23 protein-coding genes are annotated in these 26,657 nt (G+C 59.2%); 8 read left to right on the top strand and 15 right to left on the bottom strand.

Annotated elements, in window-relative coordinates:
* Both FTW19_RS18275 and FTW19_RS18270 read right to left on the bottom strand, forming a co-directional pair.
* Positions 1-768, bottom strand: coding sequence for a flagellar motor protein (locus FTW19_RS18275; RefSeq protein ID WP_147649028.1), 768 nt, complete (start codon positions 766-768; stop codon positions 1-3).
* Between the two features lie 11 nt (positions 769-779).
* Complete coding sequence (locus tag FTW19_RS18270) at positions 780-1,031, bottom strand: flagellar FlbD family protein (protein WP_147649027.1); 252 nt, start codon at positions 1,029-1,031, stop codon at positions 780-782.
* Between the two features lie 211 nt (positions 1,032-1,242).
* Between FTW19_RS18270 and FTW19_RS18265 the strand changes: the two genes are divergently transcribed.
* The 3 genes from FTW19_RS18265 to fliS all read left to right on the top strand — a co-directional run bounded on the left by FTW19_RS18265 (position 1,243) and on the right by fliS (position 4,064).
* Positions 1,243-2,097 carry a flagellin gene (locus FTW19_RS18265; RefSeq protein ID WP_147649026.1) on the top strand — a complete coding sequence of 285 codons (855 nt, stop codon included), beginning with the start codon at positions 1,243-1,245 and terminating at the stop codon, positions 2,095-2,097.
* A 124-nt stretch (positions 2,098-2,221) separates the two neighbouring features.
* Complete coding sequence (gene fliD, locus FTW19_RS18260) at positions 2,222-3,583, top strand: flagellar filament capping protein FliD (RefSeq protein ID WP_147649025.1); 1,362 nt, start codon at positions 2,222-2,224, stop codon at positions 3,581-3,583.
* 4 nt (positions 3,584-3,587) lie between these two features.
* Positions 3,588-4,064, top strand: a complete 477-nt coding sequence (fliS, locus tag FTW19_RS18255) for a flagellar export chaperone FliS (RefSeq protein WP_147649024.1) — start codon at positions 3,588-3,590, stop codon at positions 4,062-4,064.
* Between the two features lie 394 nt (positions 4,065-4,458).
* Here fliS and FTW19_RS18250 read toward each other — a convergent pair whose 3' ends face one another.
* The 4 genes from FTW19_RS18250 to FTW19_RS18235 all read right to left on the bottom strand — a co-directional run bounded on the left by FTW19_RS18250 (position 4,459) and on the right by FTW19_RS18235 (position 10,227).
* A complete protein-coding gene (locus FTW19_RS18250) occupies positions 4,459-6,213 on the bottom strand; it encodes an ABC transporter ATP-binding protein (protein WP_147649023.1) in 1,755 nt (584 codons plus the stop codon).
* A 21-nt stretch (positions 6,214-6,234) separates the two neighbouring features.
* Positions 6,235-6,867 (bottom strand): FKBP-type peptidyl-prolyl cis-trans isomerase, encoded by a 633-nt coding sequence (locus FTW19_RS18245; protein ID WP_222705476.1) that lies wholly within the window; start codon positions 6,865-6,867, stop codon positions 6,235-6,237.
* A gap of 77 nt (positions 6,868-6,944) precedes the next feature.
* Positions 6,945-9,281, bottom strand: coding sequence for an LPS export ABC transporter permease LptG (gene lptG, locus FTW19_RS18240; protein ID WP_147649022.1), 2,337 nt, complete (start codon positions 9,279-9,281; stop codon positions 6,945-6,947).
* Between the two features lie 103 nt (positions 9,282-9,384).
* Complete coding sequence (locus FTW19_RS18235; RefSeq protein ID WP_147650723.1) at positions 9,385-10,227, bottom strand: acyl-CoA desaturase; 843 nt, start codon at positions 10,225-10,227, stop codon at positions 9,385-9,387.
* 312 nt (positions 10,228-10,539) lie between these two features.
* On the opposite strand from FTW19_RS18235, the gene FTW19_RS18230 reads away from it, so the two are divergent.
* The 4 genes from FTW19_RS18230 (at position 10,540) to FTW19_RS18215 (ending at position 16,118) form a co-directional block, all read left to right on the top strand.
* Entirely contained in the window at positions 10,540-11,850 is a 1,311-nt protein-coding gene (locus tag FTW19_RS18230; protein WP_246153379.1) for an FAD-dependent oxidoreductase, read from the top strand.
* Positions 11,843-13,243 (top strand): NAD-dependent dihydropyrimidine dehydrogenase subunit PreA, encoded by a 1,401-nt coding sequence (gene preA, locus FTW19_RS18225; RefSeq protein WP_147649021.1) that lies wholly within the window; start codon positions 11,843-11,845, stop codon positions 13,241-13,243. The genes FTW19_RS18230 and preA overlap by 8 nt, the downstream gene beginning before the upstream one ends.
* A 48-nt stretch (positions 13,244-13,291) precedes the next feature.
* Positions 13,292-14,758, top strand: a complete 1,467-nt coding sequence (locus FTW19_RS18220) for an NCS1 family nucleobase:cation symporter-1 (protein ID WP_147649020.1) — start codon at positions 13,292-13,294, stop codon at positions 14,756-14,758.
* Positions 14,759-14,831: 73 nt separating this feature from the next.
* On the top strand, positions 14,832-16,118 hold the full coding sequence (locus tag FTW19_RS18215; protein WP_147649019.1) for an acetylxylan esterase: 1,287 nt from the start codon (positions 14,832-14,834) through the stop codon (positions 16,116-16,118).
* Between the two features lie 64 nt (positions 16,119-16,182).
* On the opposite strand, the gene FTW19_RS18210 is transcribed toward FTW19_RS18215, so the two are convergent.
* Positions 16,183-17,037 (bottom strand): IclR family transcriptional regulator domain-containing protein, encoded by an 855-nt coding sequence (locus FTW19_RS18210; protein WP_147649018.1) that lies wholly within the window; start codon positions 17,035-17,037, stop codon positions 16,183-16,185.
* 75 nt (positions 17,038-17,112) lie between these two features.
* Here FTW19_RS18210 and pcaD point away from each other — a divergent pair, with 75 nt between their 5' ends.
* On the top strand, positions 17,113-17,892 hold the full coding sequence (pcaD, locus tag FTW19_RS18205; protein ID WP_147649017.1) for a 3-oxoadipate enol-lactonase: 780 nt from the start codon (positions 17,113-17,115) through the stop codon (positions 17,890-17,892).
* A 157-nt stretch (positions 17,893-18,049) separates the two neighbouring features.
* Here the strand turns inward: pcaD and FTW19_RS18200 are convergent, their stop codons facing one another.
* The 8 genes from FTW19_RS18200 to FTW19_RS18165 form a co-directional block, all read right to left on the bottom strand.
* Positions 18,050-18,517 (bottom strand): GNAT family N-acetyltransferase, encoded by a 468-nt coding sequence (locus FTW19_RS18200; protein WP_147649016.1) that lies wholly within the window; start codon positions 18,515-18,517, stop codon positions 18,050-18,052.
* Positions 18,518-18,594: 77 nt separating this feature from the next.
* Positions 18,595-20,205, bottom strand: coding sequence for a glucose-6-phosphate isomerase (gene pgi / locus FTW19_RS18195; RefSeq protein WP_147649015.1), 1,611 nt, complete (start codon positions 20,203-20,205; stop codon positions 18,595-18,597).
* Positions 20,206-20,372: 167 nt separating this feature from the next.
* Entirely contained in the window at positions 20,373-21,086 is a 714-nt protein-coding gene (locus FTW19_RS18190) for a peroxiredoxin family protein (protein WP_246153378.1), read from the bottom strand.
* On the bottom strand, positions 21,062-21,991 hold the full coding sequence (locus FTW19_RS18185) for a dienelactone hydrolase family protein (RefSeq protein WP_147649014.1): 930 nt from the start codon (positions 21,989-21,991) through the stop codon (positions 21,062-21,064). The genes FTW19_RS18190 and FTW19_RS18185 overlap by 25 nt, the downstream gene beginning before the upstream one ends.
* A 175-nt stretch (positions 21,992-22,166) precedes the next feature.
* Positions 22,167-22,784 (bottom strand): hypothetical protein, encoded by a 618-nt coding sequence (locus tag FTW19_RS18180; RefSeq protein WP_147649013.1) that lies wholly within the window; start codon positions 22,782-22,784, stop codon positions 22,167-22,169.
* A 27-nt stretch (positions 22,785-22,811) separates the two neighbouring features.
* Positions 22,812-23,705 (bottom strand): universal stress protein, encoded by an 894-nt coding sequence (locus FTW19_RS18175; protein WP_187143051.1) that lies wholly within the window; start codon positions 23,703-23,705, stop codon positions 22,812-22,814.
* 460 nt (positions 23,706-24,165) lie between these two features.
* Positions 24,166-25,548, bottom strand: coding sequence for a signal recognition particle protein (gene ffh, locus FTW19_RS18170; protein ID WP_147649011.1), 1,383 nt, complete (start codon positions 25,546-25,548; stop codon positions 24,166-24,168).
* 14 nt (positions 25,549-25,562) lie between these two features.
* Complete coding sequence (locus tag FTW19_RS18165) at positions 25,563-26,579, bottom strand: hypothetical protein (protein WP_147649010.1); 1,017 nt, start codon at positions 26,577-26,579, stop codon at positions 25,563-25,565.
* Positions 26,580-26,657: the final 78 nt, after the last annotated feature.

Genomic DNA, 26,657 nt, shown 5'->3' with positions numbered 1-26,657 from the left:
CTATGCCTTTTGTTCCGCGTGGCCCTCTTCCATCAGGAAGGTGCGAAGCTTGGTTTCCATCATGCGGGGGTTCATACCCTCCAGAATGCTGACGACGCCCTCGAGCATCATCTCCTTGATCATGGTCTCTTCGCGGTGGCGGATCTTCAGCTTGCCGGCGGCAGGGAGACAGATAAGGTTGGCCAGTGCCACGCCATAGATGGTTGCAACGAAGGCTACGGCGATACCACGGCCCACCTCGTCAATGTTGTCGAGGTGCTGCATAACCTGGATCAGGCCGAGTACGGCACCAATGATGCCGACGGTGGGGGCGAAACCGCCGGCGGACTCGAAGACCTGGGGGATCTTTTCCTCGATCTCGCTCTTGTTGTCGAGTTCGAGTTGCATGATCTTGCGGAGTTCGGTCGGCTCCGTGCCGTCGACGGCAAGCATCATCGCCTGTTTAAGGAAGGGGTCGGTCACCTTGGCCAGTTCTGTGTCCAGGGAGACGATGCCTTCTTTGCGGGCTTTATTGGCAAAATCTACCAGTTGTTTGACCAGCCCCTGGCTGTCCGCCCCCTTATGCAGAAAGACCGAGGCGACCTTTTTAAGGGCTGCAAGGAAGATGGCAAGAGGAAATTGAAGCATAACGGCGCCGGCGGTGCCGCCGACGACGATCATGGCAGCGGTCGGCTGCGTGATCTGGGCGAGCTGGCCGCCTTCGATCATCATGCCGCCCAGAATGCCGAGTAGGGCAAGAACAATACCTGCAACGCTTGCGATGTCCATATCTATTCCTTTTAGCGAGAGGTCTCTTCAATGTTGTGGGCGAACTTTGCTGTCAGAGCGTCCGCGGCGGTCGGCCAGGTGGCGCGGAGCAGGTTGACCTTATATTGATGGGCCAGTTCGAGAACCTGCTGGCAGCTTTCGCGGACGACCGTCTTTTCGTTGGTCACCAGGGTGATCATCGTGTCCGGGGCCGCTTCAATGTACTTAATAAGGTCCGCATTTATATAGAGGGCGTGACCGTTCAGGCGTGTGAGCTCAATCATGGGGATCTAACTCCGTCATTCCTGTTTGTTATCGGCCGTAGAGGGAAAACACATTACTTTTGTGTACTTTTACATTTCTGGCTAATGTTCTCTCTGGACAGACCGATGAGGTAGGTGAACGCGGAGCCTTCCGCGAGGTGCCAATCGCAAGAGCGGACACCAGGCAGGCAAAGCGCAATTCTTTCTTGACGTATTAAAGGAGTGAATACCAATGTCCCTGAGTGTCCTTAACAACATCTCTGCTCTCTACGCACAGAACAACCTCGCGTCGACCCAGAAGAACCTGCAGAACACCCTGACGCAGCTCTCTTCCGGTTCGCGCATCAACTCCGGCGCCGATGACGCCGCCGGCCTGGCCCTGGCCGATGGCCTCCACGCCAACGTTGCCGCTCTGAACCAGTCGGCTCGTAATGCCAGCGACGGTATCGGTCTGCTGCAGACCGCTGACGGCGCTCTCTCCCAGGTCACCAACCTTCTGAACCGCGCTGTGACCCTGGCCACCCAGGCTGCCAACGGCACCCTGAACAGCTCGCAGGTTAGCGCTGCAAACCAGGAGTACCAGAACATCCTGTCGGAAATCGGCAACATCGGTTCCGCGACGAACTTCAACGGCAACGCCGTATTCTCCAGCGCCGCGACCACGATCTTCGTCTCTGACGGCACCAGCTCGGGTGCGACGGTGTTCAGCGATACGACCGGCGCCCTCAGCACCGCCAAGGTCGGTCTCGATGCAACCGGCGCCAGCGTAGACTTCACCGCTAGCTCTGTCGCTACCCTGACGGCCTCCTCCGCGCAGACCGTTCTTACCAACCTGACCACCGCCATCGCGGGCGTTGCTTATCAGCGCGGCCAGATCGGCGCCAACATCAACCAGCTCAACGCCGCTTCCTCGGTTGCGACTTCTCAGTCCGAAAACCTGACCGCGGCCGAGTCCAGCGTCCGCTCCACGGACTACGCCACCGCAACCAGCGACCTGGCCAAGTTCCAGGTGCTGAGCCAGACCGGTATCAGCGCCCTGGCCCAGGCCAACCAGACGCAGCAGCAGGTTCTGAAGCTCCTGCAATAATCAACTTCCTCAGCAAGGCGGGCGGGTCGTTACGACTCGTCCGCCGATTTTCTTGCAGGAACTTAATTCGCCTCAGATTGGGTTTGGCCACTGACGTGCCGTTCCCAGAGGCAGAACACACATTATGGGTACAGTCGGCTTAGCATTCGGTTCAGCCACCAGCGGCCAGGGCTTCGATGTCGCCGCTACAGTCACATCGATCGTCTCCATTCGCCAGGGAGTCGAGACGGCGTGGAAAGATCAGCTCACTGCGCTGCAGAGCCAGGACACCGTGCTGTCGCAGGTCGGCACTGATCTGTCGACGATGTATAGCGCATTAACCAGCCTGACTGATTTTGCCGGCGTTATGGCCCAGAAGCAGGGCTCCAGTTCCGATAACAACATTCTTTCTCTGTCTTCGGCCTCCAGCACGGCCACTGCCGGCAGCCACAGCGTTGTGGTGTCATCGCTGGCCAAGACCTCTTCCATGTACACGAGCCAGCTTTCCAGCTCCGCGACATCGATCACCGGATCTCTCACCTTTCAGGTGGGAAGCGGAACAGCACAGACGGTCGATGTGGCCTCGGGCTCATCGCTTGCTGATTATGCGAAGGCGATCAATCTCGCCGGCATCGGTGTACGTGCTTCCGTAATTACAGATTCAAGCGGATCGCGACTTTCGTTCGTCAGCCAGACCAGCGGCGCCGCAGGACAGCTGACTATCACGGGTAGCTTGAGCGACAACAATGGAAACTCGCTCACCATGAATCAGGGACAGACGGGAAGCGATGCACAGCTTACCGTGGACGGCGTTGCGGTCACCAGTAGCTCGAATACCGTCTCCGGAGCGATTCCCGGCGTTTCCTTCCAGCTTGTCTCGGCAGATCCGTCATCGACGGTTCAGGTAGTGATTGCCAATGACAACAGCTCTATCGAGACCGCCTTCAATGCCTTCGTCAGTGCTTACAACACTGTAGCGAAGGAACTTGCCGTGCAATCGAAGGTAGTCTCAGGCAGCACAGCTCCGCCTCTGTCCGGAACATCAACACTTTCAATGTTGCAGCAGTCGCTATCAGGCGCTCTGTTTGGCGGTACAAACACTGGATCGGTTAAGAGCATCGATCAGCTCGGCATCACGGTCGCGAAGGATGGAACTCTCAGTTTTGATGCGACGGCGTTGGAGTCCACTCTTAACAACAACTTCGATGATGTAGTGGGATTCCTTCAGAACTCTGATAGCTTTGGACAAAATTTCAAATCCGTTGTGGACGGACTAGGATCGACCTCAACAAAAGGTGTGGTCTATCTAGCCCAGCAGGAAAATACTTCAAAAGAGAAGGCTCTTAACGACAGCATCTCTAATGAAGACGATCGAATTGCCGATTTTAAAACTAGGCTGACAAGCCAGTTGACGGCAGCGAACCAGATCCTGCAGTCGATTCCGGCTCAGATCGATCAGATCGATAAGATCTATTCGGCTCTTACCGGCTACAACACGAAGGGATAACCCCATGAACGGATATCAGCAGCAGTCTCTCGCCGGAGCTACCGGCATCGATCTCGTCGTGGCACTGTACGATGGTGTGCTTCGCTATCTTTATCGCGCCGTCCAGTGTGTAGAAGAGGACGATGTTTATGGCCGCCGTATGGCTGTGAAGCGGGTAACCGATATCTTCATCTATCTGCAGAGCACGCTGCGCACGGATGTGTGCGTCAAGACGACTACGTCTCTCGCCGATTTCTACGCCGCTATGTTCCAGCTCACACTGGAAGCCTCCTACTACAACTCGAAGGAGACGTTTGAAGAGGTGATCCAGTGCGTGCGCGATGTGCGTGATGCATGGGCGATCGCAGCACGCGATCCTGAGGCGCAGGCAGTGCTTCCGCGCGACCTGCGTACACGCGAGGGGCAGATGGTTCCGGCTGTAGTAGCACAGGCTCAGATGTCCGAGAGCGGTGTACATGCAAGCGCGCGGTGGAGCGCCTAAGCTAGACGATTCAAACCGATAGAAGTTTTGCAAAGAAGAAGGCATCGAGCAGAGCTCGATGCCTTCTTCTTTGCTGGTAGCGAAAGTCGGTGAGAGCCGAGGGCTTCCCCGCCGGCGTCAGCCCTCGGTCACGGTGCGCCCGATCTTCCTCGTGCCGACCACAGATCGGCACCGACGGAGAATCAAGCGCTGAAGGCCGGGGTCCCCAATGAACTTGTTCATTGGGGTGGAAAAGCGCGTTCTATACCAGCCCAGGGCTAGGCCCCAGGCTGGTATAGGTCGCGCCTTCAGCGCTCAACACATCTTTCTTGCCCAATAAAGAATGGGCAAGAAGCCCACGGTTTACGTGCTTATAAGGCCTTGGGCGTCAGACCGCTGCTCCCACCAGCTTGAATTACGCGGTTACGGCAATCTCTTCTTCGAGCTGCTGCTTCTCAAATAGGCTGGTGTAATACCCGCCTTTCATTAGTAACTCTTCGTGGGTGCCGAGCTCGGCAATGCGTCCATCGATGAGAACCGCAATCTGGTCGGCGTTTGCGGCAGTTGAGACGCGGTGCGAGATGAAGATGGTCGTGCGGTCCTGCATCTCCTGCTTCAGGCCGCTCAGGATGCGCTCTTCGGTGTAAGTGTCAACGGATGCAAGCGCATCATCCAGAATCAAGATGCGTGGTTCCCGAATCAAAGCACGCGCAATAGCCGTACGCTGCTTCTGGCCGCCCGAAAGGGTGATGCCACGCTCACCCACGACGGTGTCGAATCCGTTGGGAAACTCCTGGATCTCTTTTGCGATGTGGGCTGTGGTGGCGGCATGCACGATCTGTTCGTCCGTGGCGTCCTGGACACCGAAAGCGATGTTTTCCCGGATGCTCTCCGAAAAAAGGAAGGTCTCCTGGGGGACGAAACCGATATTGGAGCGTAGTACGTCCAGAGGGTAGTGCCGGATGGGAACACCATCGATCAGTACCTGGTCTCCCTTCACATCCAGAAGGCGCGGAATCAGATGCACCAGGGTCGACTTGCCCGAGCCGGTCGGACCGACGATCGCGAGCGAAGAGCCCGCAGGTATCGTCAGGTTGATATCGTGCAGCACCGCGGCATTGGAGCCGTAGGCAAAGCTGAGGTTTCGGAACTCAATATCGCCGCGCAGTTTCAGATCGGCTGCGATCGCCGAATCCACAGCGGAGTCATCGATCGTTGGAACCCACTTAAGCAGCTCGTCGATGCGTACAACCGAGGCGGTTCCGCGCTGGAAGAGGTTGACGACCCAGCCGAGCGCGATCATCGGCCAGGTAAGCTGCACGATGATGATGGCAAAGGCGGTGAAGTTTCCGGCGGAGACGTGTCCTTTTACTACTTCATGGCCGCCCACGAGCAGCGTGATGACCATGGCGAAGCCGAGAACAAACTCAAGGGTGGGCCACAGCATGGCCATCAACCGGACCAGAAGCAGGCTGCGGCGGATGTACTCCTGATTGGCCGTCTCCCATGAGGCGATCTCCGCCTCTTCCTGCGCAAAGGCGCGGATAAAGCGGGCGCCGGAGAAGTTCTCCTGGGCCTTAGCGGAGATCTCAGAGAACATGGCCTGGATGCGTTCGAATCGTGTGTGAATCCGGCTTCCGAAGTACTGCACCACCACGGACGCAACGGGCAGAGGAACGAAGGCGCACAACGTGACCCACGGGCTGATCTTCAACATGTAGGGAAGCGCGGCCGCGGTAAAGACCACGGTATTGGCGCTGTACATAATAGCTGGGCCCAGAAGCTGGCGCACGGCGTTGAGATCATTGGTGGTGCGCGCCATGATGTCGCCGGTGCGGTGCTGATGATAGAAGCTGGGCGGCTGTCGCAGCAGGTTTTCAAAGAGATCGTTGCGCAGGTCGAACTCGATCTCGCGGCTCGCGCCGATGACGATCTGCCGCATCAGGTAGAGAAATACAGCGCTCAGAGCCGCAACTCCAAAGAGCAACAGGCCATGATGGAAGATCTTGTCCCGGGTCACTCCCAGGCGCATGTCATCTACGGCCGAGCCGATGATCTTCGGCAGGGTAATTTTGCTGGCGTTATAGAGAACGGTCACCACCGCACCCGTCGCCAGCTGCCGGCGATAGCGCTTCAGGTAAGGGAACAGTGGTGACAGACGTTCAAACATCGGTTTTAGACACTCTCCCGCTTACTTGGGCTGCTGCGAAGTAGATGCGGGAGGCGGGGTAGAAGGTGCAGGTTGTGCGGGCTGCGCAGGCGGCTCCGGTGGGGTAGCCGACTGGGCGATCAGTTCGATGTCGAACACCAGGGGGCTTTTGGGGGGGATCGGGCCGCGGCCGGCGGCTCCATAGGCGAGCTGCCAGGGGACAAGGATGCGGCGTTTTCCGCCGACGTGCATGCCCTCGAAGCCGGTGTCCCAGCCCATAATGACCCGCCGGGCGCCGTAGGGAAAGACAAAGGGCTGCCCGCGGTCTACCGACGAGTCGAACTTGGTGCCGTCCGGGAGCCAGCCGGTGTAATGCACGGTGTAGAACTTCTCATCTTCCGCCAGCGGACCGTCACCGATTTTGGTGTCGATGTAGGTTAGTGCGTAAAGGGTCTTGGGCGTTCCCGTGACCTCCGGCGCCCCCTTGGGATTGAAGGCCGGGTCGGCGGCGGGTGCAGCGGCGGGAGCCTTCGTGGCCGTGCCTGCGGGTCTACGGGCGGGTGTGGTCGCCGGGCGGTGGGTTGCAGGAGAGGTCGCCTGCTTTGGGGTGGTAGCTCCGCTCTGTGCCAGAACGGCGGAAGTGGTGAGGGCGAGGCCGAAAACGGCAATTTTCACGGTGGGGATAAGCTCCTTGGGTCGCGTGTCCAGTTAAATGTATCGGATATGGCACATCCTAGGGTCTTTATCCGAATTTAGGTCGGGGTCCGGAGCAGGAGGTAAGCCCCGGCGAAGGCGAACAGGATATCCGGCGACCAGGCGGCCAGCATCGGCGGCAGAGTATTCACGTTGCCCATCGCCTCAAAGAGTCCGGCGACCACCCAGTAGGCGACAGCCAGGCCGATAGCAGCGGCGATGCCGGCCAGTGATCCCTTGCGGCCCATGGAGAGCGCAAACGGAATTGCCAGTATCGCCATCACCAGGGTCACCAGAGGGTAGGCGATCTTGTGGTTCAACTGCACCCGCAACCGCATGGTGTCAAAACCAGACTGTTTCAGGTCGTTGATGTATCGCGTCAAATCCGCGAATGACATCTCCTGAGCCGCGACAAATTCCTTCTTGAAGTAGTTGGGTTGTTCGTGGATCTCGGGGAAGAGCGAGACGGCGAACGGCTGATAGGTAGCGACAGACTCTTTGTCGAAGGTGCGCTGCCACCCATTCTCAAAGATCCATTGATGGGCGCTCTGATCCCAGTGTGCGCTGGTAGCGAAGATGCGGCGCTGCAGTGCGAAGGTTCCGGGGTGGAACTCGAAGACGGTCAGGTTCGCGAATGAGTTCATGTCCGGGTTGAAGAACTGGTAGTAGAAGATTCGGACAGGATCCTCGCCGCCGTTCGTCTGACCGGTGATCCATTTCCGGTCAGGACGTGAAAAGGTTTGTGCCGGCCGTGCCTTGATGACCGAACGCAAGGCCTCCTGACGTTTGTTCGCTGAGGGAAGGTAGAACTCGTCGAAGGTAAACAGCAGTGCAGCCAACACTGCTGCGAGCACGAGGACCGGCGCCGCAATGCGGTAGAGCGAGATGCCGATGGCCTTCATCGCCGTGATCTCACTGGTGCGATTCAATGCGCCGAAGGTGACCAGAACGGCGATGAGGGCACACAGCGGAGCAAGGTTGTAGAGCATGTAGGGAATCAGGTTCAGCAGGTAGTCGCCTACGGTAACAAGCGGCGTACGGTTGCGGATGATATCTCCCACCAGCTCAAAGAAGCTGAAGATCAGGGAAAGCGCTATGAACGATGTGAGCACCAGGGCAAAGTTGGTGACAAACTGCCGCATCACGTAGTCGTCCAGCAGCAGAGGGAAGCCCCAGATGGTCTTACGTGCGCTGCGGTCTACAGAGAGGACCTCAGCCTCCACGGCTTGTGACTCGTGCGTCTTACCCCGTTTGAGACGGGCGGCAATCCACTGTCCCATGCCGGCGAGCCGGCCCAGGGGAATCGTCTCCACCGAAAGTCTCCACAGCAGAAGAATGCCTGCGAGCGCAAAGACGAGATTGGCTGCCCATATCCCTACTATGACTGGCAGCTTGCCTTGTCGCGCAACCGCTTCCCCGATGGAAGAGAGCAGGTAGTAGATGAAGACGAGAAGGATGGTCAGCACAAAGCCCGTCGACTTACCGCCACGGCGCGACGACAGGCCAAGGGGCACACCCACCAGAACCAGCACAAAACAGGCGAAGGGATAGGAGAAGCGCTTCTGCAGTTCGATACGCCGCAGGATCCGGTCCGGCGCATCGGCGCGCATCAACTCCTGCAGCGGCATCGCCAGCAAGGGAGTATTACGCCGGGTAATGTGCGTGTCGTCAGACCCTCCAGCGCTGATCGGCAGGTCGCTGTCCGTAAAGGTCGAGATGTTGTACTGGTTCGGATCGTTGGCGGCGATCTGATGTTGACCGCCCGCATGCATGCTCATGCGGAGGGTCTGGTTTCCGCCGTTGACCACGACCGCTTCGGTTGCAGTGGTGATGAGGGGTGAGGCAGGATGTGCCAGGTCAGCAAGAAAGACGTTTTTCCACTGTGCCGCACCGACGCCGGGCACGACATCCTGCACATAGAGGACGTAGTCCTTGAAGTCTTCATAGAAGACGCGAGGCTGTACCTCGAAACTGACCTGCGACTGCTTCAGCTGGTTCTCAATCTGAATGAGCGCGGAGGCCGCCCGCGGTGCGAGATAGAGCGAGTTCGCGAGTCCAAGCAAAAAGGCTCCGACCGCGACGATAGAGACGATGCGGGTGAAGTCCAGTACGCCGACGCCGCTGGCCCGCATCGCTGTGACTTCGGAGTCAGCTGCGAGCCGCGACAGGCCGAGCAGCACGCCGACCAGGACAGACATGGGCAGCGTGAGCGTCAGCGTATTGGGGACGGTGTAGAGAAAGATGCGGAAGACGTCCGTCAGCGGCGCCGAACCGCGCACGACCAGCTCAAGAATCTTTTCCAGGTCGCGCATGAAAAGCACGAAGGTGAAAAGTGCGCCGCCGAGAAGGGCGTGTGAGAGCAACTCACGCAAAATGTAGCGGGTCAGGATGCGCACGGCTTAAGTGTATCGAGGAACGCCAGATGGTCGCGCTTTCCCGGCAAAAAACTGAGGCCCGCATCATGCGGGCCTCAGTGAGATAGATCGTACTTGCTATGGGCTAGCTGCCTGCCGGCCGGGGATCCTGCGGGTCCCACTGTGCGATCAGGACCTTCTTGGCAAGGCCAAGCTTTTCCAGCACCCAGATGCCGTAGTAGTTGATATCGAACTCATACCAGCGCAGGCCGTGACGGGCGCTTACCGGGTGCGCGTGATGGTTGTTGTGCCAGCCTTCACCGCCGGTCAGCAGGGCAACCCACCAGTTATTGCGGGAGTCGTCACGCGTCTCGAAGCGGCGCGATCCCCACAGGTGCGTCGCCGAGTTCACCAGCCAGGTCGAGTGCAGGCCCAGCACGGTGCGGAGGAAGATGCCCCAAAGCACCATCGACCAGCCGCCAATGGCGTAGCAGATGGCGGCTGCGGTGGCGATCGAGAGCCAGTGGTACTTCGACATGAAGACCTGGAAACGGTCCTTGGTCAGGTCAGGAGCGTAGCGAGCCAGCATCGCGGTGTGCGTATGCAGGGTGCGGCCGGAGATGATCCAGCCGGCATGAGCCCACCAGGTGCCGTCATGCGGTGTGTGCGGGTCGCCTTCGTGGTCGCTGAGCTGGTGGTGGACGCGGTGTGTCGCTACCCAGAAGATCGGTCCGCCTTCAAGGGCGAGTGTGCCGCAGATGGTCAGGCAGTACTCCAGCCACTTGGGAACCTTGTATCCGCGGTGTGTCAGCAGGCGGTGATAGCACATACCGATGCCGACGTTGATGGCGAGGAAGTACAGCACCACAAACGCAGCCAGGTTCTTCCACGAGAAACAGAAGAGCGCGGCAATCGCTCCCACATGGAACGCGCCCATGAAGATGGACGTGATCCAATTGATCTTTCCACCCTGGGCAGCGCGGCCCATCAAGACGTCGGTGTTGGGCCGAGTCTTCAACAGGGGGGGACTTACCAGGAAGGGATGCGGTGCGGTAGACGTGCTGTTAATCGTCTCTGCTTCCGTGGTGGGTGGGAGTACTGTATTTGCCAAAATCTGTTCCTTTAATGGAGACAACCTTCTTTAACAGTATCAGCGTTAGCACAGAAGTGCTGTGATTCCGGTCATTTCTTTCCTGTCACGGGAACAAATAGGGAAACCCCTGATTCTATTGACTTACCTTGTGGGAAGGGGTAGCTTGCAATCTCTACGATCAGTTTGTTTGAACGGAGGGCCACGATTTTGGGCACCGCATTCACTCCGCACGCCGGTATTACAGCTCGTTTTCCGGAGCTGAAGCCTGCATTGACGCCACAGGCAGCAATGGTGGAAGCCAACCGCTGCCTGAACTGCTTTGACGCGCCTTGTACCGCTGCCTGCCCCACACACATCGACGTTCCGCGCTTCATCAAGAAGATCGCCACCGGCAATATCGCCGGCTCAGCCCGCAGCATTCTTGAAGCCAATGTGCTGGCCGGAAGCTGTGCTCGCGTGTGTCCGGTCGAGGTGCTTTGTGAAGGCTCCTGCGTTATGCATCACCGCGCTGAGAAGCCGATTATGATCGGCCGGCTGCAGCGCTATGCCATGGACAACTTTTATGGACGCGGCCTTCAGATTCCTGTTCGCGAGCGGCCTGAGTTGCCACTGCGAGTCGCCTGCATCGGCGGTGGCCCTGCGAGCCTGGCCTGTGCCGCCGAGCTTCGTCAGGCCGGCGTTCAAGTAACGGTCTTCGATAAGCGCGATCTCGCCGGAGGTCTGAATACCTATGGCGTCGCGGAGTACAAACAGCGGGTCAGCGAATCGCTGCGCGAGGTAGAGGCGATTCAATCCATGGGCGTGGAGATCCTGCAACGTGAGATCGGGCTCGAAGATTTTGAAGCCCTGGAACAGGAGTTCGACGCGATCTTTCTCGGTGTCGGGCTTGGAGAGATGCACCGGCTTCGCATTCCCGGTGGAGAGGCCGGTGTGATGGATGCCCTGGACCTCATCGCCGGATACAAGACCGGAGAGATCCTTTCTATCGGCCGCACCGTGGCTGTCATCGGCTGCGGCAATACCGCGATTGACGCGGCCGTGGCTTCCAAACGGCTTGGCGCTGACGAGGTTCACATCGTCTATCGACGCGGGCCGGAGGAGATGTCCGCTTTCGGCTTCGAATATGAACACGCTCTGCAAGAGGGCGTGAAGTTCCTGTGGTGGAGGCAGCCCATTGCACTGGAGGCAGGCACGCTGCTTTGCGCCGCGACAGCGATCAATGAGGCTGGAGAACTCGTCGTCGGCGAAATGCGAACCGAGCTTGCCGCCGAAGTCGTAGTGCCGGCGATCGGCCAGTCTCCGCTCGCGGAATGGCTGTCTTCGGTGAAAGGAATCCAGTTCGCCAAAGGACGTGTTGTGGTGGACCGCGCCACCGGCGCCACCAGCCATGCGAAGTACTTCGCCGGCGGCGACTGCGTAAACGGCGGACGCGAAGTGGTGGATGCGGTCGCCGATGGCAAGAGAGCCGCACGTGGCATCACGGCAGCTCTGGGAGTAATGGAGGTGGCTCATGGCTAGCCTGAAGACGACCTTTGCCGGTATCGAGTGCATCAATCCTTTCTGGCTGGCGAGTGCTCCGCCAACCAACTGTGGCGAACAGGTTATGCGTGCCTTTGACGCCGGTTGGGGAGGAGCAGTCTGGAAGACGATCGGTGAGCCGATCACCAATGTCAGCTCGCGTTACAGCTCTGTCGACTGGGCAGGGCAGCGCATGATGGGCCTGAACAATATCGAGCTCATCAGCGACCGGCCCATTGAGATCAACCTGGCGGAGATCGCCGAGGTGAAGCGCCGGTATCCAAAACACGTCGTCATCGCTTCGCTGATGGTGGAGTCGCGCCGCGATGTCTGGCACGAAATGGTGAAGCGAGCCGAAGATGCCGGCTCTGATGGCCTGGAACTGAACTTTGGATGTCCCCATGGGATGAGCGAACGCGGCATGGGATCGGCGGTCGGGCAGGTTCCGGAATACGCGCAGATGATCACCGAGTGGGTGAAGGAGGTCGCGCGTACGCCGGTGCTGGTGAAGCTGACGCCGAACATCACCGATATCCGCGTGGTAGCGCGCGCAGCAAAACAGGGCGGGGCCGATGCGCTCTCTGCGATTAACACCATCAACTCCATCACCGGCATTGATCTGGATACCTTCACACCACGGCCGAACGTGGACGGTAAGAGCTCGCATGGAGGCTACTGCGGTCCGGCGGTAAAACCCATTGCGCTGAACATGGTGCAGTCGGTGATGGCCGACCCGGCTTCAGTGCTGCCGATGAGCGCCATTGGAGGAATCGGCACCTGGCGCGATGCGGCGGAGTTCCTGCTGGTGGGAGCGGGTACGGTGCAGGTCTGCACCGCGGTGATGCACTACGGCTACCGCATTGTCGAAGACATGATCGACGGCCTGTCGCAGTGGATGGATGAGAAGGGCTTTGCCTCGCTCGACGACTTCCGTGGCCTAAGCCTGCCACGGGTGACCGAGTGGAAACACCTGAACCTCAACTATAAGATCGTTGCGCAGATCGATGAGTCACTGTGTATTGGGTGCGACCTCTGCCACATCGCCTGTTGGGACGGAGCGCACCAGTGCATCCACACGGACCGGGTGACCGGGCCGGTGGATGGGCACGTTGAAGTGCATCGCAAGCCCATGGAAGCCGTCCATGCCACCATGAGCTCAATCGCAGTGACCCGCATCCCGAAGATGGATCCGCCGGCGGTCTCGCACGGGCACTATAAGGCGCCGCTTGCCAGGATTCCCCGTGTGGACGAGACCGAGTGTGTCGGATGTAACCTGTGTTCACTAGTTTGTCCGGTTGAAGATTGCATCACCATGAAGGAAGTCCCAGGAGGTCTTGCTCCAGAGACATGGGAAGAGCGGACCGCGAAGCTGGGGATCGTTGAACAATGCTGAGACAGGGCCCATACGTAGGGAACAAGGGCCCGAGGAAAACAGGTGATCATGCCGCAGCAGCAGGCCAACAGTCTGTACAACGAAGACCTGGCGCCAATCCCGTTTACTGAGCGCTCCTGGGGTGTCTACAACTACGTTTCACTCTGGGTGGCGATGTCGGTCTGTATTCCCACCTACATGCTCGCCAGCGGTCTCATCGCCAACGGCATGAGCTGGAAACAGGCGCTCGGGACGATCTTTCTCGGCAACCTCATCGTCCTTGTCCCCATGATCCTGAACGCCCATGCAGGAGCTAAATACGGGATTCCATTTCCGGTCTACGTCCGCGCTTCGTTCGGCGTGCGTGGAGCGAATATTCCGGCCGTGCTGCGAGCTCTGGTGGCGTGCGGATGGTTCGGTATCCAGTGCTGGATCGGCGGACAGGCGATCTACTCCATGCTGCGTGTCATCGCTCCCGCCATCGCGTCGGCGCCCTCCGCTGTCTGGATCTGTTTCTTTGCCTTCTGGGCCATCAACATGGCGGTGATCTGGCGCGGCATTGAGGTCATCCGCTGGCTGCAGGTTGTCTCCGCGCCCTTCATGCTCATCGTCGGTCTGCTGCTGCTCTTCTGGATGACGGGAAAGGCCGGTGGCCTCTCGGCGACGCTCGCCAATGCATCGACCTTCCATGCGGGGGCGGCAAAGGTCGACTTCTGGAAGATCTTCGTGCCGTCGCTGACGGCGATTGTCGGCTTCTGGGCAACGGTGGCGCTTAACATTCCGGACTTTACCCGCTACGCCAAATCGCAGCGAGCCCAGATGGTTGGTCAGGCGATCGGCTTGCCCCCAGCCATGACGCTCTATTCCTTCATCGGTATTGCGGTGACCTCGGCTTCGTCGCTCGTCTTCGGCGTGGCTCTATGGGACCCGGTCGTACTGCTCGGGCGCTTCAACCAGCCGGTCGTCGCCTGCATCGGACTGGTGGCGCTGCTGCTGGCCACGCTGAATACGAATGTTGCCGCGAACGTGGTCTCGCCTTCGAATGACTTCTCCAATCTCAACCCCCGCTGGATCAGCTTCCGCACCGGGGGACTGATTACCGGGGTGCTTGGCATTCTGTGTATGCCTTGGAAGCTTGCTGCCGATCCGGCACGGTATATCAACGGCTGGCTGGTGGGTTACTCCGGCCTGTTGGGGCCCATCGCCGGCATCATGATTGCCGACTACTTCGTGGTGCGTGGCCGGGAGCTCGATCCGGACGGGCTGTATCTCCGGGGCGGCCCCTACGAGTACTCCGACGGCTTCAACATCCGTGCCATCATCGCTCTGATAACCGGTATTGTTGTGGCCCTGGTAGGCATCGTAGTTCCTCCGCTCCGCTGGCTGTACGACTACGCCTGGTTTGTCGGCTTCATCGTCTCGGGCCTGCTTTATTGCCTGTTGATGATGGGGGTGACGACGGCGAAGGGAAGTACTCCATTGCTCGTGGAGCACAGGCTCCCTGGCGCGGGCGTCCTGGAGGGCGAGGGCGCCTGAAAATAAACGCTGCTGAATTTTCATTTGACAGCGGAGTTTCAGCTTTTTTAGCTTGGGTGCCCGGAGAAAATCCATGACCCGAACGAAATCTATTGGTAGCGCCATGCTTCTGGCGGCGGTGGCGGTTGCCTCTGCACAGGGTGTTAATCCCAACAATCTGACAAATACCGACGAATCCAAGGTGAAGCCCTACACCTTGCCTGAGCTGCTGAAGACCGCTGACGGCAAGCCGGTAAAGGACGCAAAGACCTGGATCAGCAAACGGCGTCCTGAAATTGTGTCACTTTTTGAGACGCAACAATACGGCCGCGCTCCCGGCCGGCCTAAGGATGAAAGCTTCGAGGTCTTTGAAAAGGAAGGAACTGCGTTTAACGGGAAGGCGATCCGCCGTCAGGTGATGATCCACGTCGATAAGGATCCCGCGGCGCCCCAGATCCAACTTGTGGAGTATCTCCCGGCTAAGGCTAAAGGGCCGTCGCCGATGCTGCTCTCCATAAGCTTTACAGCTCCCTCGAACATGATCGACGACTCTGGCATCAAGGTTGGGACGATCTGGGACGCCAAGACGAAGACCAGGATTCCCGCCGACCAGGGCCGCAAGTTCGGAAAGATCGATGTCGAGACATTTCTGGATGCCGGTATCGGTGTTTCCACGTTCTATTACGGCGATCTGGACCCGGACTATCTCGGCGGCTTGCAGCAGGGAATTCGCGCCCGTTACCTGAAGCCCGGCCAGATCGAACCTGCGGCCGATGAGTGGGGATCGATCAGTGCGTGGGCCTGGGGCATGAGCCGGGTAATGGACTACCTGGAGACCGACAAGGCGGTCGATGCCAAGCAGGTTGCGGTCCACGGTGTCTCGCGTTTGGGCAAGACCACGATGTGGGCGGGAGCTCATGATCAGCGATTCGCCGCCGTGATCGCCAGTTGCAGTGGTGAGGGTGGAGCCGCTCTCAGCCGTCGCGACTACGGAGAGAGGATTGAGGACCTGGTCAGCCCAAGGCGCTACCCGTATCAGTTTGCAATCAACTACCAGAAGTACGCGTCCGATGTGACCAAGCTGCCGGTGGATGCACACATGCTGGTCGCCCTAGTCGCTCCACGGCCTCTGCTGCTGCAAACCGGAAGCACGGACACCTGGTCCGATCCGAAGGGAGAGTTTGAGGCAGAGGTGGCGGCAGGTCCGGTCTATACCTTGCTGGGCAAACAACCTTTGGGAACGACGCAGTGGCCGGCGCCGAACCAGGCGATCTTCCATGACCTCGCCTACTACATGCACGACGGCGGTCATGGCATGGTTCCAGATGATTGGAAGGTTTACGTTGAATTCCTAAAGCAACACTTCAAGATTGTAGAGTGAAGGACATGAAGAAAAGGAAAGGGCACGGCGATTGCCGTGCCCTTTCCTTTTAGTGCCTGAGTCTTTACCGCAGGAACATGCTGAGTTCGTTGGCGGCTGCACGCAGGTGCGGCAGATAGCGCTGCTGCAGGTCCGGCAGCGGCATGCGAGGCGCATGGCTGGAGAGGTTGAGGGTAGCCACGACCCTGCCCGAAGGCGCGAAGACAGGTACAGCGATCGAGCGCAGGCCGATCTCATACTCCTGGTCGCAGATGGCGAAGCCGTTGCGGCGGATATTGCGGATGGCCAGGCGCAGGCGGTCAGGGGTGGTGATGGTGCGGTTGGTGTACGGGTAGTAGGTGATACGCGCGAGGAACTGTTCGAGCTGCTCCGGCGGCAGGTACGCTAGCAGGACACGGCCCATGGAGGTGCAGAAGGCCGGCAGGCGCGAACCGATATGCAGGTCGACCGCCATGACGCGGGAGACCTGGGAGCGGGCTACGTAAACGATCTCATCACCGTCCAGCGTGGCCACCGAGAACGACTCGCGGAACTGCTGGGTCATGCGCTCCAGGATGGGCTGCGCGGCAGAGGAGAGGGAACTGGACGAGGTGTAGGTGTGCGACAGCGTCAGCAGCCGTGGCCGCAACGAGTAGCGCTGACCATCCTCGGCGCCGGCGAAGCCGAGCTTCGTCAGCGTGTACAGGCAGCGGCGCACCGCAGCGCGCGACAGGCCGGTCTTCGCCGAGAGCTGCGAGATGGTCATCTGCGGTGTCTGTTGCGTGAATGCCTGAATGACGACGAGGCCGCGGGCCAGCGACGTCATAAAATTAGGATCACCAGCAAATTGATCCAGGGAAGAAGCCGGCGTCTGCCGGGCAGTGGGAGCAGGGGCGGGAGCTTCAGCGATAACGGCGGCAGAGTCAGTCTGATTCGGCATACAACATCCCGTGCGATAGACGCACTATAGTGACGATAAACGAACGACGTCACGGAATCAAGGAGAACTGAGACGGTGCTGGTTCAACTGGGCAGCGGAGAAACGATCTACTACGAGGCCGCCGGCCCTGAAGGCGCGCCTGCAATCGTCTTTAGTCACTCTCTTGGTCAGGGTACATATCTGTGGGGCGCACAGGCGGAATACTTCAGCCGCAGTTTTCGGACCGTGGTCTATGAGCAGCGGGGTTTTGGCCGTTCAGGCTCCCAGAAGCCACCGAATACGCTTGCGGGTATGGGGAACGATGTTCTCGCCCTGATGGATCATCTCCGCATTGCAAAGGCTCATTTTTGCGGTATTTCCATCGGCGGCATGGTTGGCCAGTGGTTGGGCGTGAATGCAGCCGACCGCATTGAGAAACTGGTCTTATCCAATACCGCTGCGAAGATTGGAACGGCCGAGTTTTGGCAGAAGAGGGCGGAAGATACCCGGCTCGCAGGTGTGGAACAGTTTCTGCCGGGAAGCGCAGAGCGCTGGCTAACGGCGGACTTCCGCGCGGAGCATCCCGAGGTGGTCCCGGAACTGGAGAACTCAGTTCGCAGCAGCAGCATCGCCGGTTATGCCGCCGGTTGCGAAGTGCTGGCAACGACGGATCTTCGTGAGAGTGTGAACCAGATCAAGCTGCCTGTGCTCTGCATCGCAGGCAATGAAGATCCAACGACGCCCCCTGCGGACCAGAAGTTTCTCGTCGAGCAGATCCCTTCGGCGCGGTACCTTGAGCTGCCTTCGGGCCATCTCTCGTGCATCAATCGGTCGGGTCTATGGAATGCGGCTGTGATGGAGTTTTTAAGTAATTGAATAATTGAAGGATTCAATCATTGAAAGATGGATCGAGTGTAGCTGCGACTTTTGTTTGTCATTTCGCAGCGTAAGCGGAGAAATCTGCTTCTCTACGTCCCTACGCTCATGCCTCTCACAAGAACGGTGTACAACGAGGGCTATGACAGCTACGGTCCTAAATGATCTCCAGATGCAGAAACTGGCTGAAGCCTGTGGGCACATAGTCTCCAAATGGCTCGCCAAACTGAAAGCCAAAGTTCCGGTAGAGCTGCACTGCGGCCTCAAAGGCCGGGCCGCTGCCTGTCTCAAGGCTCAGGCGCTTGATCCTGCGCTGCTTCGCCGTCTCCACGATGTGGGTGAGGATGGCTCTGCCGACACCCTGTTTCAGGAAGTCGGGATGAGTCCGCATGGACTTGATCTCGGCCGAGTCCGCACCGAGCATGTGCAGCGCTCCAACACCCGCGAGACGGTCTCCATGCCATGCGGTCCAGGTTGTGATCTCCGGTTTCTTCAGGCCCGAGAGGTCGAGTGCGTACACGCTCTCCGGCGGTGAAGAAGCGCGCATGCCGGCCAGATGAAGCGCGAGCAGGTCGCGTGTCTTAGGATCGTCAAAGTCAGCAATGCGGATCTCGATAGGTTCCATGTGAACAAAGTCTTTCTGGAAAGGTAAAAGGCCTGCTCTTCCTGATGAAGAGCAGGCCCTACGGTTGCGAGATTTGTTTACTTGCGGCGCGCCTTACGGTAGCGCTCGATCAGGGCGTTGGTGGAGGTGTCGTGTTTCAGTTCGCCTGCGCCCTCGAGTTCAGGAACGATACGCATGGCGAGCACCTTGCCGAGCTCTACGCCCCACTGGTCGAAGGAATCGATATTCCAGATCACGCCCTGGGTGAAGACGATGTGCTCGTATAGAGCCACCAGCGTTCCCAGCACCTTCGGCGTCAGCTCCTCCGCGAGGATGGTGTTCGACGGACGGTTGCCCTCGAAGACGCGGTGCGGTACCAGCCAGTCGGCCGTACCTTCGGCCTTGACCTGTTCCGCGGTCTTACCGAAGGCCAGAGCCTCGGTCTGCGCGAAGACATTCGCCATCAGGAGATCGTGATGGTTGCCAACGGCGTTCAGTGAGCGCATGAAGCCGATGAAGTCAGCAGGGATCAGGCGTGTGCCCTGGTGGATCAACTGGTAGAAGCTATGCTGGCCATTGGTGCCGGGCTCGCCCCAGTAGATGGCGCCGGTGTCGTGCGCGACATGCTCGCCCTGCAGAGTAACGTGCTTACCGTTCGACTCCATGGTGAGCTGCTGCAGGTAAGCAGGGAAGCGCTTCAGATACTGGTCATAAGGCAGCACAGCATAGGTCTGCGCGCCGAAGAAATCGGTGTACCAAACGCTCAGCAGGCCGAGGATGACGGGCAGATTCTTCTCGAAGGGGGTGGAACGGAAGTGCTCGTCCATCTCGTGGAAGCCGGCGAGCATCTGGCGGAAGTTGTCAGGACCGATGGCGATCATTGTCGACAGACCGATGGCCGAGTCCATGGAGTAGCGTCCGCCGACCCAGTCCCAGAAGCCGAACATGTTGGCTGTATCGATACCGAACTTTGCCACTTCCTTGGCATTGGTGGAGATGGCTACGAAGTGATTGGCAACAGCCTTCTCATCCTTCAGTCCCTTAAGCAGCCACTCGCGCGCGGTGTGCGCGTTGGTCATGGTCTCCAGCGTGGTGAAGGTCTTCGATGCGATCAGGAAGAGCGTTGTCTCTTGATCCAGGTCATGGGTTGCTTCAGCGATGTCGGTTCCATCGACGTTGGAGACGAAGCGGAACTGCAGATCGCGCTTGGAGTAGTGACGCAGCGCCTCGTAGGCCATCACCGGGCCGAGGTCCGATCCACCAATGCCGACGTTGACGACTGTCTTGATTGCTTTGCCGGTAAAGCCCTTCCATTCACCGGAACGGACGCGATCGGCGAAGCCGGACATCTTGTCCAGAACCTCGTGAACCTCGGGAACAACATCCTTGCCGTCGGAGAAGATCTGGGTGCCCTTGGGAGCGCGCAGAGCGATGTGCAATACGGAACGGTTTTCGGTGATGTTGATCTTTTCGCCGGAGAACATGGCGGCGATCTTGTCCTTCAAGCCGGCTTCGTTAGCCAGTGAGAGCAACAGCTTCAGGGTCTCGTCGGTGATGCGGTTCTTGGAGAAATCGACGAAGACTCCGGCAGCCTCAAGGGCATAGCGCTCGGCGCGGCCGGGATCAGTGGCAAACAGCTCGCGCAGGTGGGTCTTTTCAATAGCCTTGTAGTGCTGCGCAAGCGCGCTCCATGCGGTCGAAGTGCTCATAACGAAATATCTGCTCCGTTCTATGTCTTGTAGCAGTTGAGTGTTTTGGCCGCAGCCGACGTGTCTCGCGGCCCATCCGTTCCATTATCGCCGAGCCCGGGGCCCTTTCCGATAGATGACCGGCAGGGGCCGTTTGGTGCCCGACGGAAAGATTGCGATACGGATTTTTACGAAAGCGCCGCCAGGACATCCGCAGGCTCTGGACGCACGCGGAAGTCCGCATGCGCCTCGGCGAAGCGAATCGTGCCGTCCTGGCCGACGACGAAGGTGGCCGGCAGGGGCAGACGCCACGCCGCGTCCGTTGCGGGCTTCAGGGCGTTCTGGCCGGTGTTGATGAAAGGAATATTGACGAGAATCGACCGGTAGTACTGCTGCATCGCCGGCGACGGCGTATAGGCGATGCCGAACTTTTCGGCAAGCTCTGAGCCCTCATCCCGCAGCAGCGGGAAGCGCAAGGCATGCTGCTGTACGGCAAAGTCAGACTGGCGGACGGTCTGCGGAGAGATTGCCACGAACAATGCTCCGCGCTCCCGTAGCAACGGGTATAACTCGCGCCAGGTCTCCAGCTCGGTGATGCAGTAGGGGCACCAGCGTCCGCGGAAGAAGTTGATGACCAGCGGCCCCAGAGCAAAAAGGTCCGCGGAACGGATGGGCTTGCCGCTGATAGCGTCGGGAAGAGAAAACTCAGGCGCCCTGGAGCCTACGGGAAGAATGCGATCTTCAATGCCGGTCGCGAATAACTCGGCGACGGCGTTTTCATTGATTTCCAAACGCTCAGCCTGGACGAGCCGCCGCGTGTTCGCGGTGATCTCGTCCAGTTGCGTCTGCAGTGCAGGGATACTCTGTTCGTCCACTCTTACATGGTAGACATGTCGTGGCATTCCATGGTGGCTGCGGCAGCCTTTTTAGGCTTGCTACCCTTCGCTGCTTTGGCGACCATCGAACGGTTGGGTGCGCTTTCCACAGGAGATTTCTTTGTACCGGAGAGCGACTTCAGCAATGTCGTCAGGCGCGTATATCCGTCTTCACGCGCCTTCTTGTTATTCGGGTTGGTATCGGTCGGGTCAACGCCGGCGCGCATGAATCCATGACCTGCGCCGTCGTATGTGACCGGTTCGTAGGTCTTGCCCGCGGCTTTCATTCCTTCGATGGTCGAGGGAATGGTGGCATCGATGCGCGCGTCGTTGCCGGCGTAGAAGCCATATACCGGCACGGTGATCTTCTTCATGTCGTCTGCAGCGGGTGGTGGTCCGTAGAAGACATATGCGGCAGAGATGTCGTGATTATTGGTCGCAAAGCGGAAGGTCTGTCCACCTCCCCAGCAAAAGCCGCCGACGGCGATCTTGCCGTTGCCGGCAGGAATGGTCTTTGCATACGCGACCGCGGCATTCAGGCCTTCGGTGACGGCGTCGGGTGAGAGTGTGGAGACGGCTTTGGTGACCTCATCGCGGGTGGCGAACGAATCAGTATTGCCGCCGTTCGGACCTTTACCGGTAAGCAGGTCCGGAGCGACAACGATGTAGCCGCTGGCGGCAAGGTCGTCGGCCATGGTTTTCATCCAGTCGCTCAACCCGAAGATCTCGTGAATCAGAACGACGACGGGAGCTTTGTCCTTGATCTCCGGATAGACAACGAAGGCCTGCACTGGCCCACCGGAGGTCTTCAGGGAGATGTACTCACGGTGACGTGGAGACTTGTCGAGGCGGGCTTTGGCCCAGTCCTGGGCGTGAAGGGTTGCAGTAGAGACGGGCAACAGCAACGAGCAGGCAAGCAGGAGTCGGCGCATGCGCAGCAGTGTAGAGCATTTTTCCTGTTGCTGGGTATCCCGGAGAAGCGTGTAGCGGCGTTTTCATTGCGGAAAACGCCCATAGATGCACAAGCCCTGCCCTACACCTACAGGAAAAATGCTCTAGAGAGCGCGGGAATCCATCGGCAATTGGACGAATGTAATTCTTTCTAACCTAATGAATGTGCCTCAATGTGGATGCCGGCGGCGCATGGTGTGGATGCGGCCTTTCCTGCAGCAGCATGCACGCCAGACCAACGTTGACGGTGCCGAAGCCAAGCAGATAGCCGTAAAGCATGCGCATTGAGGTATCCGTTGCCAGGGGGGCTTCCATGATGGCGCTGATCAGAAAGTAAAGCGATGCGGCGCCGGAGACGAGTGCCGAGGCATAGACCAGAATCGTGCGATGGTGCCGCCACACATGCCGAGCTGTGACGAGGTCTGACACGGCAGCCGCTCCGGCTTGTGCCGCTACCAGATAGAAAAACCAATGCAGACGGGCATGTTCAAAGGCGATAGTTGCCAGCAGCAACGAGATGGTGATGCCAGCGGAGCCCTGCAACCGGCTTGCGATCTGGCCGGGGCGCTTGGGGAGCGCAAAGCTTTCAAAGAACACCAAGGCACTGTCTGCCGCGCCATAGCCTGCCAGAAACAGCACTGACAGCACCATGGCAAACGGCAACAATAAGACAGAGGACGACATCTGCGGGATGAGCAGAATGGCACAGCCGAACAGGATCGCCAGAACCCCGCGGAACAACGTGATAATCCAATATGTTTCGTAGCGATGCATGGCGACCCCTCCTTCCCGGGGTGATGCTTAGCGAACGGTCAATACAGGACACGGAGCTTCCTGGATCAAGCGTGTGAGCGTCGTCCAAAGAGCTCGGCTTGAGAGCGGCCCCTTGTTATGACGGCCTGTAACGATGAGGTTGGCCTCGCACTGCTGGGCCTGAGCGACGATCTCCCTGGATGGTTCACCGTGCCGTACACGATATCCAGCCTGGCAGAACGCCGTTGCATCGGCCGGCACCAGTTGCTGGAGCCGATGTTCAATCGCCTCGCGTTCTTCGCTTGTAGGCCAGCCGGCCTGGGGAAGGACATGCAACAGTGTTAGCTTTGCCTGAAACTCCTCGGCGAGGGAGGTCGCATATTGCGCGGCATGGAGCGCTGCTGGTTCAAGGTCAGTGGCGAGTAGGATGCAGGTTGGCGTCTCGGCGACCTTGGCTTCCGGACCGATAACCATGACCGGTACGGGGGACCGGCGCAGCATCGACTCCGCCACGGAACCAAGCAGGACCTTCTCAAATCCGCGTGCACCGTGAGAGCCGACCACCAGAAGATCGATCGCCTCCTCCTTTACCACCTTGGCCAACTCTTCGTTCAGATAGCCTTCGCGAATGGCGATGCGGTGAGGCACGTTACACAATTGCAAATGTGCTGAGATCTGCGCTGCCATACGCTTTTCAGCATGAGCACAGCAGGCCGAGGAGGCTTCAATCGTAGTGAGCGTGGCATCGGGCGTAATGACAGGAGGGATGATGTTATGGAAGAGCACCAACTCAGCCTGGTAGGTACGAGCCAGATGACAGGCTGCGAACAGAGCCGCATCGGAGTAGGAGGAAAAATCGGTTGCAACGAGGATGTGGCGGAACTGCAACCGAGTCGTCTGAAGGTGAATCTCAGCGGGGGCGGAATGGAAACTGAGCGCCATGAAACACACTCCTTTCGCGGCCGCTGGCAGCAAAGTAAGAGTGCGCGTGTTCGGGAACCGAAGTCGGTGATGGCGATCACACCGGCTGCCGAACGAGTCAATCCCGAGGTCAGCGCTACTGCGTGCCTCCGGCCAGGTCTCATCGGCTTTCATCCACACCTGGTCGACGAGACGGCACCATTGTCGCCCCGAAGAATCATGGGCGTCCATTATTTGTTTTGATGCTCAAAAGGCTTGCGTCGGCCAATCGAGTGGCCGACGCAAGCCCTTTGTTGCTCTATTCTTTCCCGCACCCATCCATTGCTTCGCAATGGATGGGGCACCCTGTGTATGGCCCAAGTTGAGTTTCTCTAGAGCCTTTTTCCTGTTACTGGGTATCCCGGGAGGAGCGCGCATTGGCGTTTTCATTGCGGAAAACGCCAATGCACAAGCCCTGCAATACACCTACGGGAAAAATGCTCTAGCGCCCGAAGCGTCCCATGCTGCCCATCTGGCTCATCAGGCGGCGCTGCATCTTACCGCCGCCGGCGCCCATGCCTTTGAACATCTTCCGCATCTGCGCATACTGGCGCAGCAGGTTGTTGACCTCCTGCACGCTGGTGCCGCTGCCTGCAGCGATGCGCTTGCGGCGGCTGCCGGAGATGATCTCGTGGTTGAGCCGCTCCTTCGCCGTCATGGAGTTGATGATCGCCTCCACGCGGGTGAACTGGCTCTCGTCCACCTGGCCGGCGGCCTGCTGCAGGCCCTGGAACGGACCGACCGACGGCAGCATCTTCAGGATGGACTGCATGGAGCCGAGCTTTTTGATCTGCCGCAACTGATCGCGGAAGTCTTCCAGCGAAAATCCGTCGCCGGCGAGCGCTTTCTTGGCGAAGGCCTCAGCCTTGCCGCGGTCGAGCTTCTCTTCGGCGCGCTCCAGCAGGGTGGCAATATCACCCATGCCCATGATGCGGCTGACAATACGGTCGGGGTGGAAGGGCTCGAAGGCGTCGGGCTTTTCACCCGTACCGATGAACTTGACCGGAGCTCCGGTGACCTGGCGGATCGACAGGGCCGCGCCTCCGCGGGCGTCACCGTCCATCTTCGTGAGCACCACGCCGGTGATGCCGAGGCGGTCGTGGAAGGCCTTGGCCGAGTTCACGGCGTCCTGGCCGGTCATGGCGTCGGCGACGAAGAGGATCTCAGAGGGATTGAGGAGCTTCTTCAGCTCTGACATCTCGCCCATCAGCTCTTCATCGATGCCCAGGCGTCCGGCGGTATCGACCAGTAGGATGTCGCAGCCAAAGTTGGCGGCGTCGCGCTTGGCTTCTTTAGCCAGGCGCAGCACCAGGGGCGTTCCGGCTTCGTCGGCGCCGACATTACCGGTATAGAGCTGGGTGCCGATGGACTTGGCGACAACGGCGAGCTGTTCGCGGGCGGCGGGACGATAGACGTCGACCGAGACCAGCATGGGGCGGTGGCCGCCCTTTTTCAGCCACTGGGCCAGCTTGCCGGTGGTGGTGGTTTTACCGGAACCCTGCAGGCCGGCCATCAGGATGACCGAAGGCGGCTGCGAGGCGAACTTGAAGCGGGCGGTGTCGCGGCCCAGCAGTTCGACCAGCTCGCCGTGGATGATCTTGATAACCTGCTCTGTCGGCGACAGGGCCGTCGCTACCTGCTGGCCGAGCGCCTTTTCGCGGATGTGCTCGATCAGGTCTTTGGTGACGTTCAGGTTGACGTCAGACTCGAGCAGGGCAAGGCGGATCTCGCGCAGCGCCTCGCTGATGTTCTCTTCGCTGACGGTCCCCTGACCGCGAAGGTTCTTAAACGCGCGCTGCAGTTTTTCCTGGAGATTCTCAAACATAGTCGCTTTTCAGTTTATCGCGGAGCGGGAGATGCCGCTGCCGGCGCCTCCAGTGCGAATTCGGTCGTCCAGCGCTGGGTTTTGCCGGGAGCTACGTGGATGGCGATATAGGCCTCCGGACAGGTGGCCCGGCTATGCCCCCAGAAATAGAACTTCACGATGGGCGCATCGGTCTTTTGCCGGACGCGGAAACCGGTAGTAGTGTCGATGACCTCGATAGCGTTGGGGGTGCCTGGGGTGTAGCCAGTCAGGTAGGAGCCAACGGCTCTTCCGTTCGGTGGAGGACCAAGGAAGCGGATGGTCCTGTCTTCGACGGAGACTGAGTCAGGGAACGGCGTCTCCACGGTTGGCGCAAAGGCTAGCGTGACACTGGTGCCAGGACCGGGACCTTTCCCGTCCAGTTGAAGGAAGACGTGATTGTAGAGTGCGGAGTCAATGGGGCGCTTGCCCAGGTTTGTCAGCCTATGGTGGAGGCGGATGATGTTAGCCTTCCGGTCAATCTCCACCGTCTTGGTGTAGCGGTAGTCGAAGCCGATAGTGGAATGCACCACCTGGGTAGAGGTGACCGAGTTGCGGTTGGAGGTCGACGTCCAGGTGCCGGAGTCGACGATGGGATACTTTCCGCCGAAGCTGTAGGGCTTTTCGTCGAGCCGGCGCAGCACACCGACGCCGAGTTTGACGAAGAGACCTCCGGGCGCGGCTTCGTTATAACCGGGCTCGGCCCCATCGGGGGAGCGGAACTCTTCCGCCGGACCGGTAATTGCGTCGTTGCCTAGCGGATCGTAGTGAGAGAACCACTGTCCCCAGAAGGTATGGCCATTCAATGTGGCGCAGGCGATGCTTCCGCTCCAGTCGAAACGGTTTGAGCGATAGTAGCCCCGCTGCGGATCCGGCAGATGCACCACGGCGGTCAATTTGCCGTTGGTGATCGTGACGCGCGGAGCATCCGGCGCGGCGTCGGTGGGGCACTGTCCGGAAGCTATGTGCACGGCGAGAAGGGGAGCAGCCAGGGCGAGCATCAGTGACTTCATCGTGCCCATGGTAGCGCGGCGAACGGTTAGAGCGTTTTCTTGTGGGTGCAGTCCAGAGCTTCCATCATAGGGCGTTTC

Source organism: Terriglobus albidus, assembly GCF_008000815.1.
Taxonomy (GTDB): domain Bacteria; phylum Acidobacteriota; class Terriglobia; order Terriglobales; family Acidobacteriaceae; genus Terriglobus; species Terriglobus albidus_A.
The sequence above is the reverse complement of the archived record's forward strand: the minus strand, read 5'-3'. Positions and strand labels throughout refer to the sequence as shown.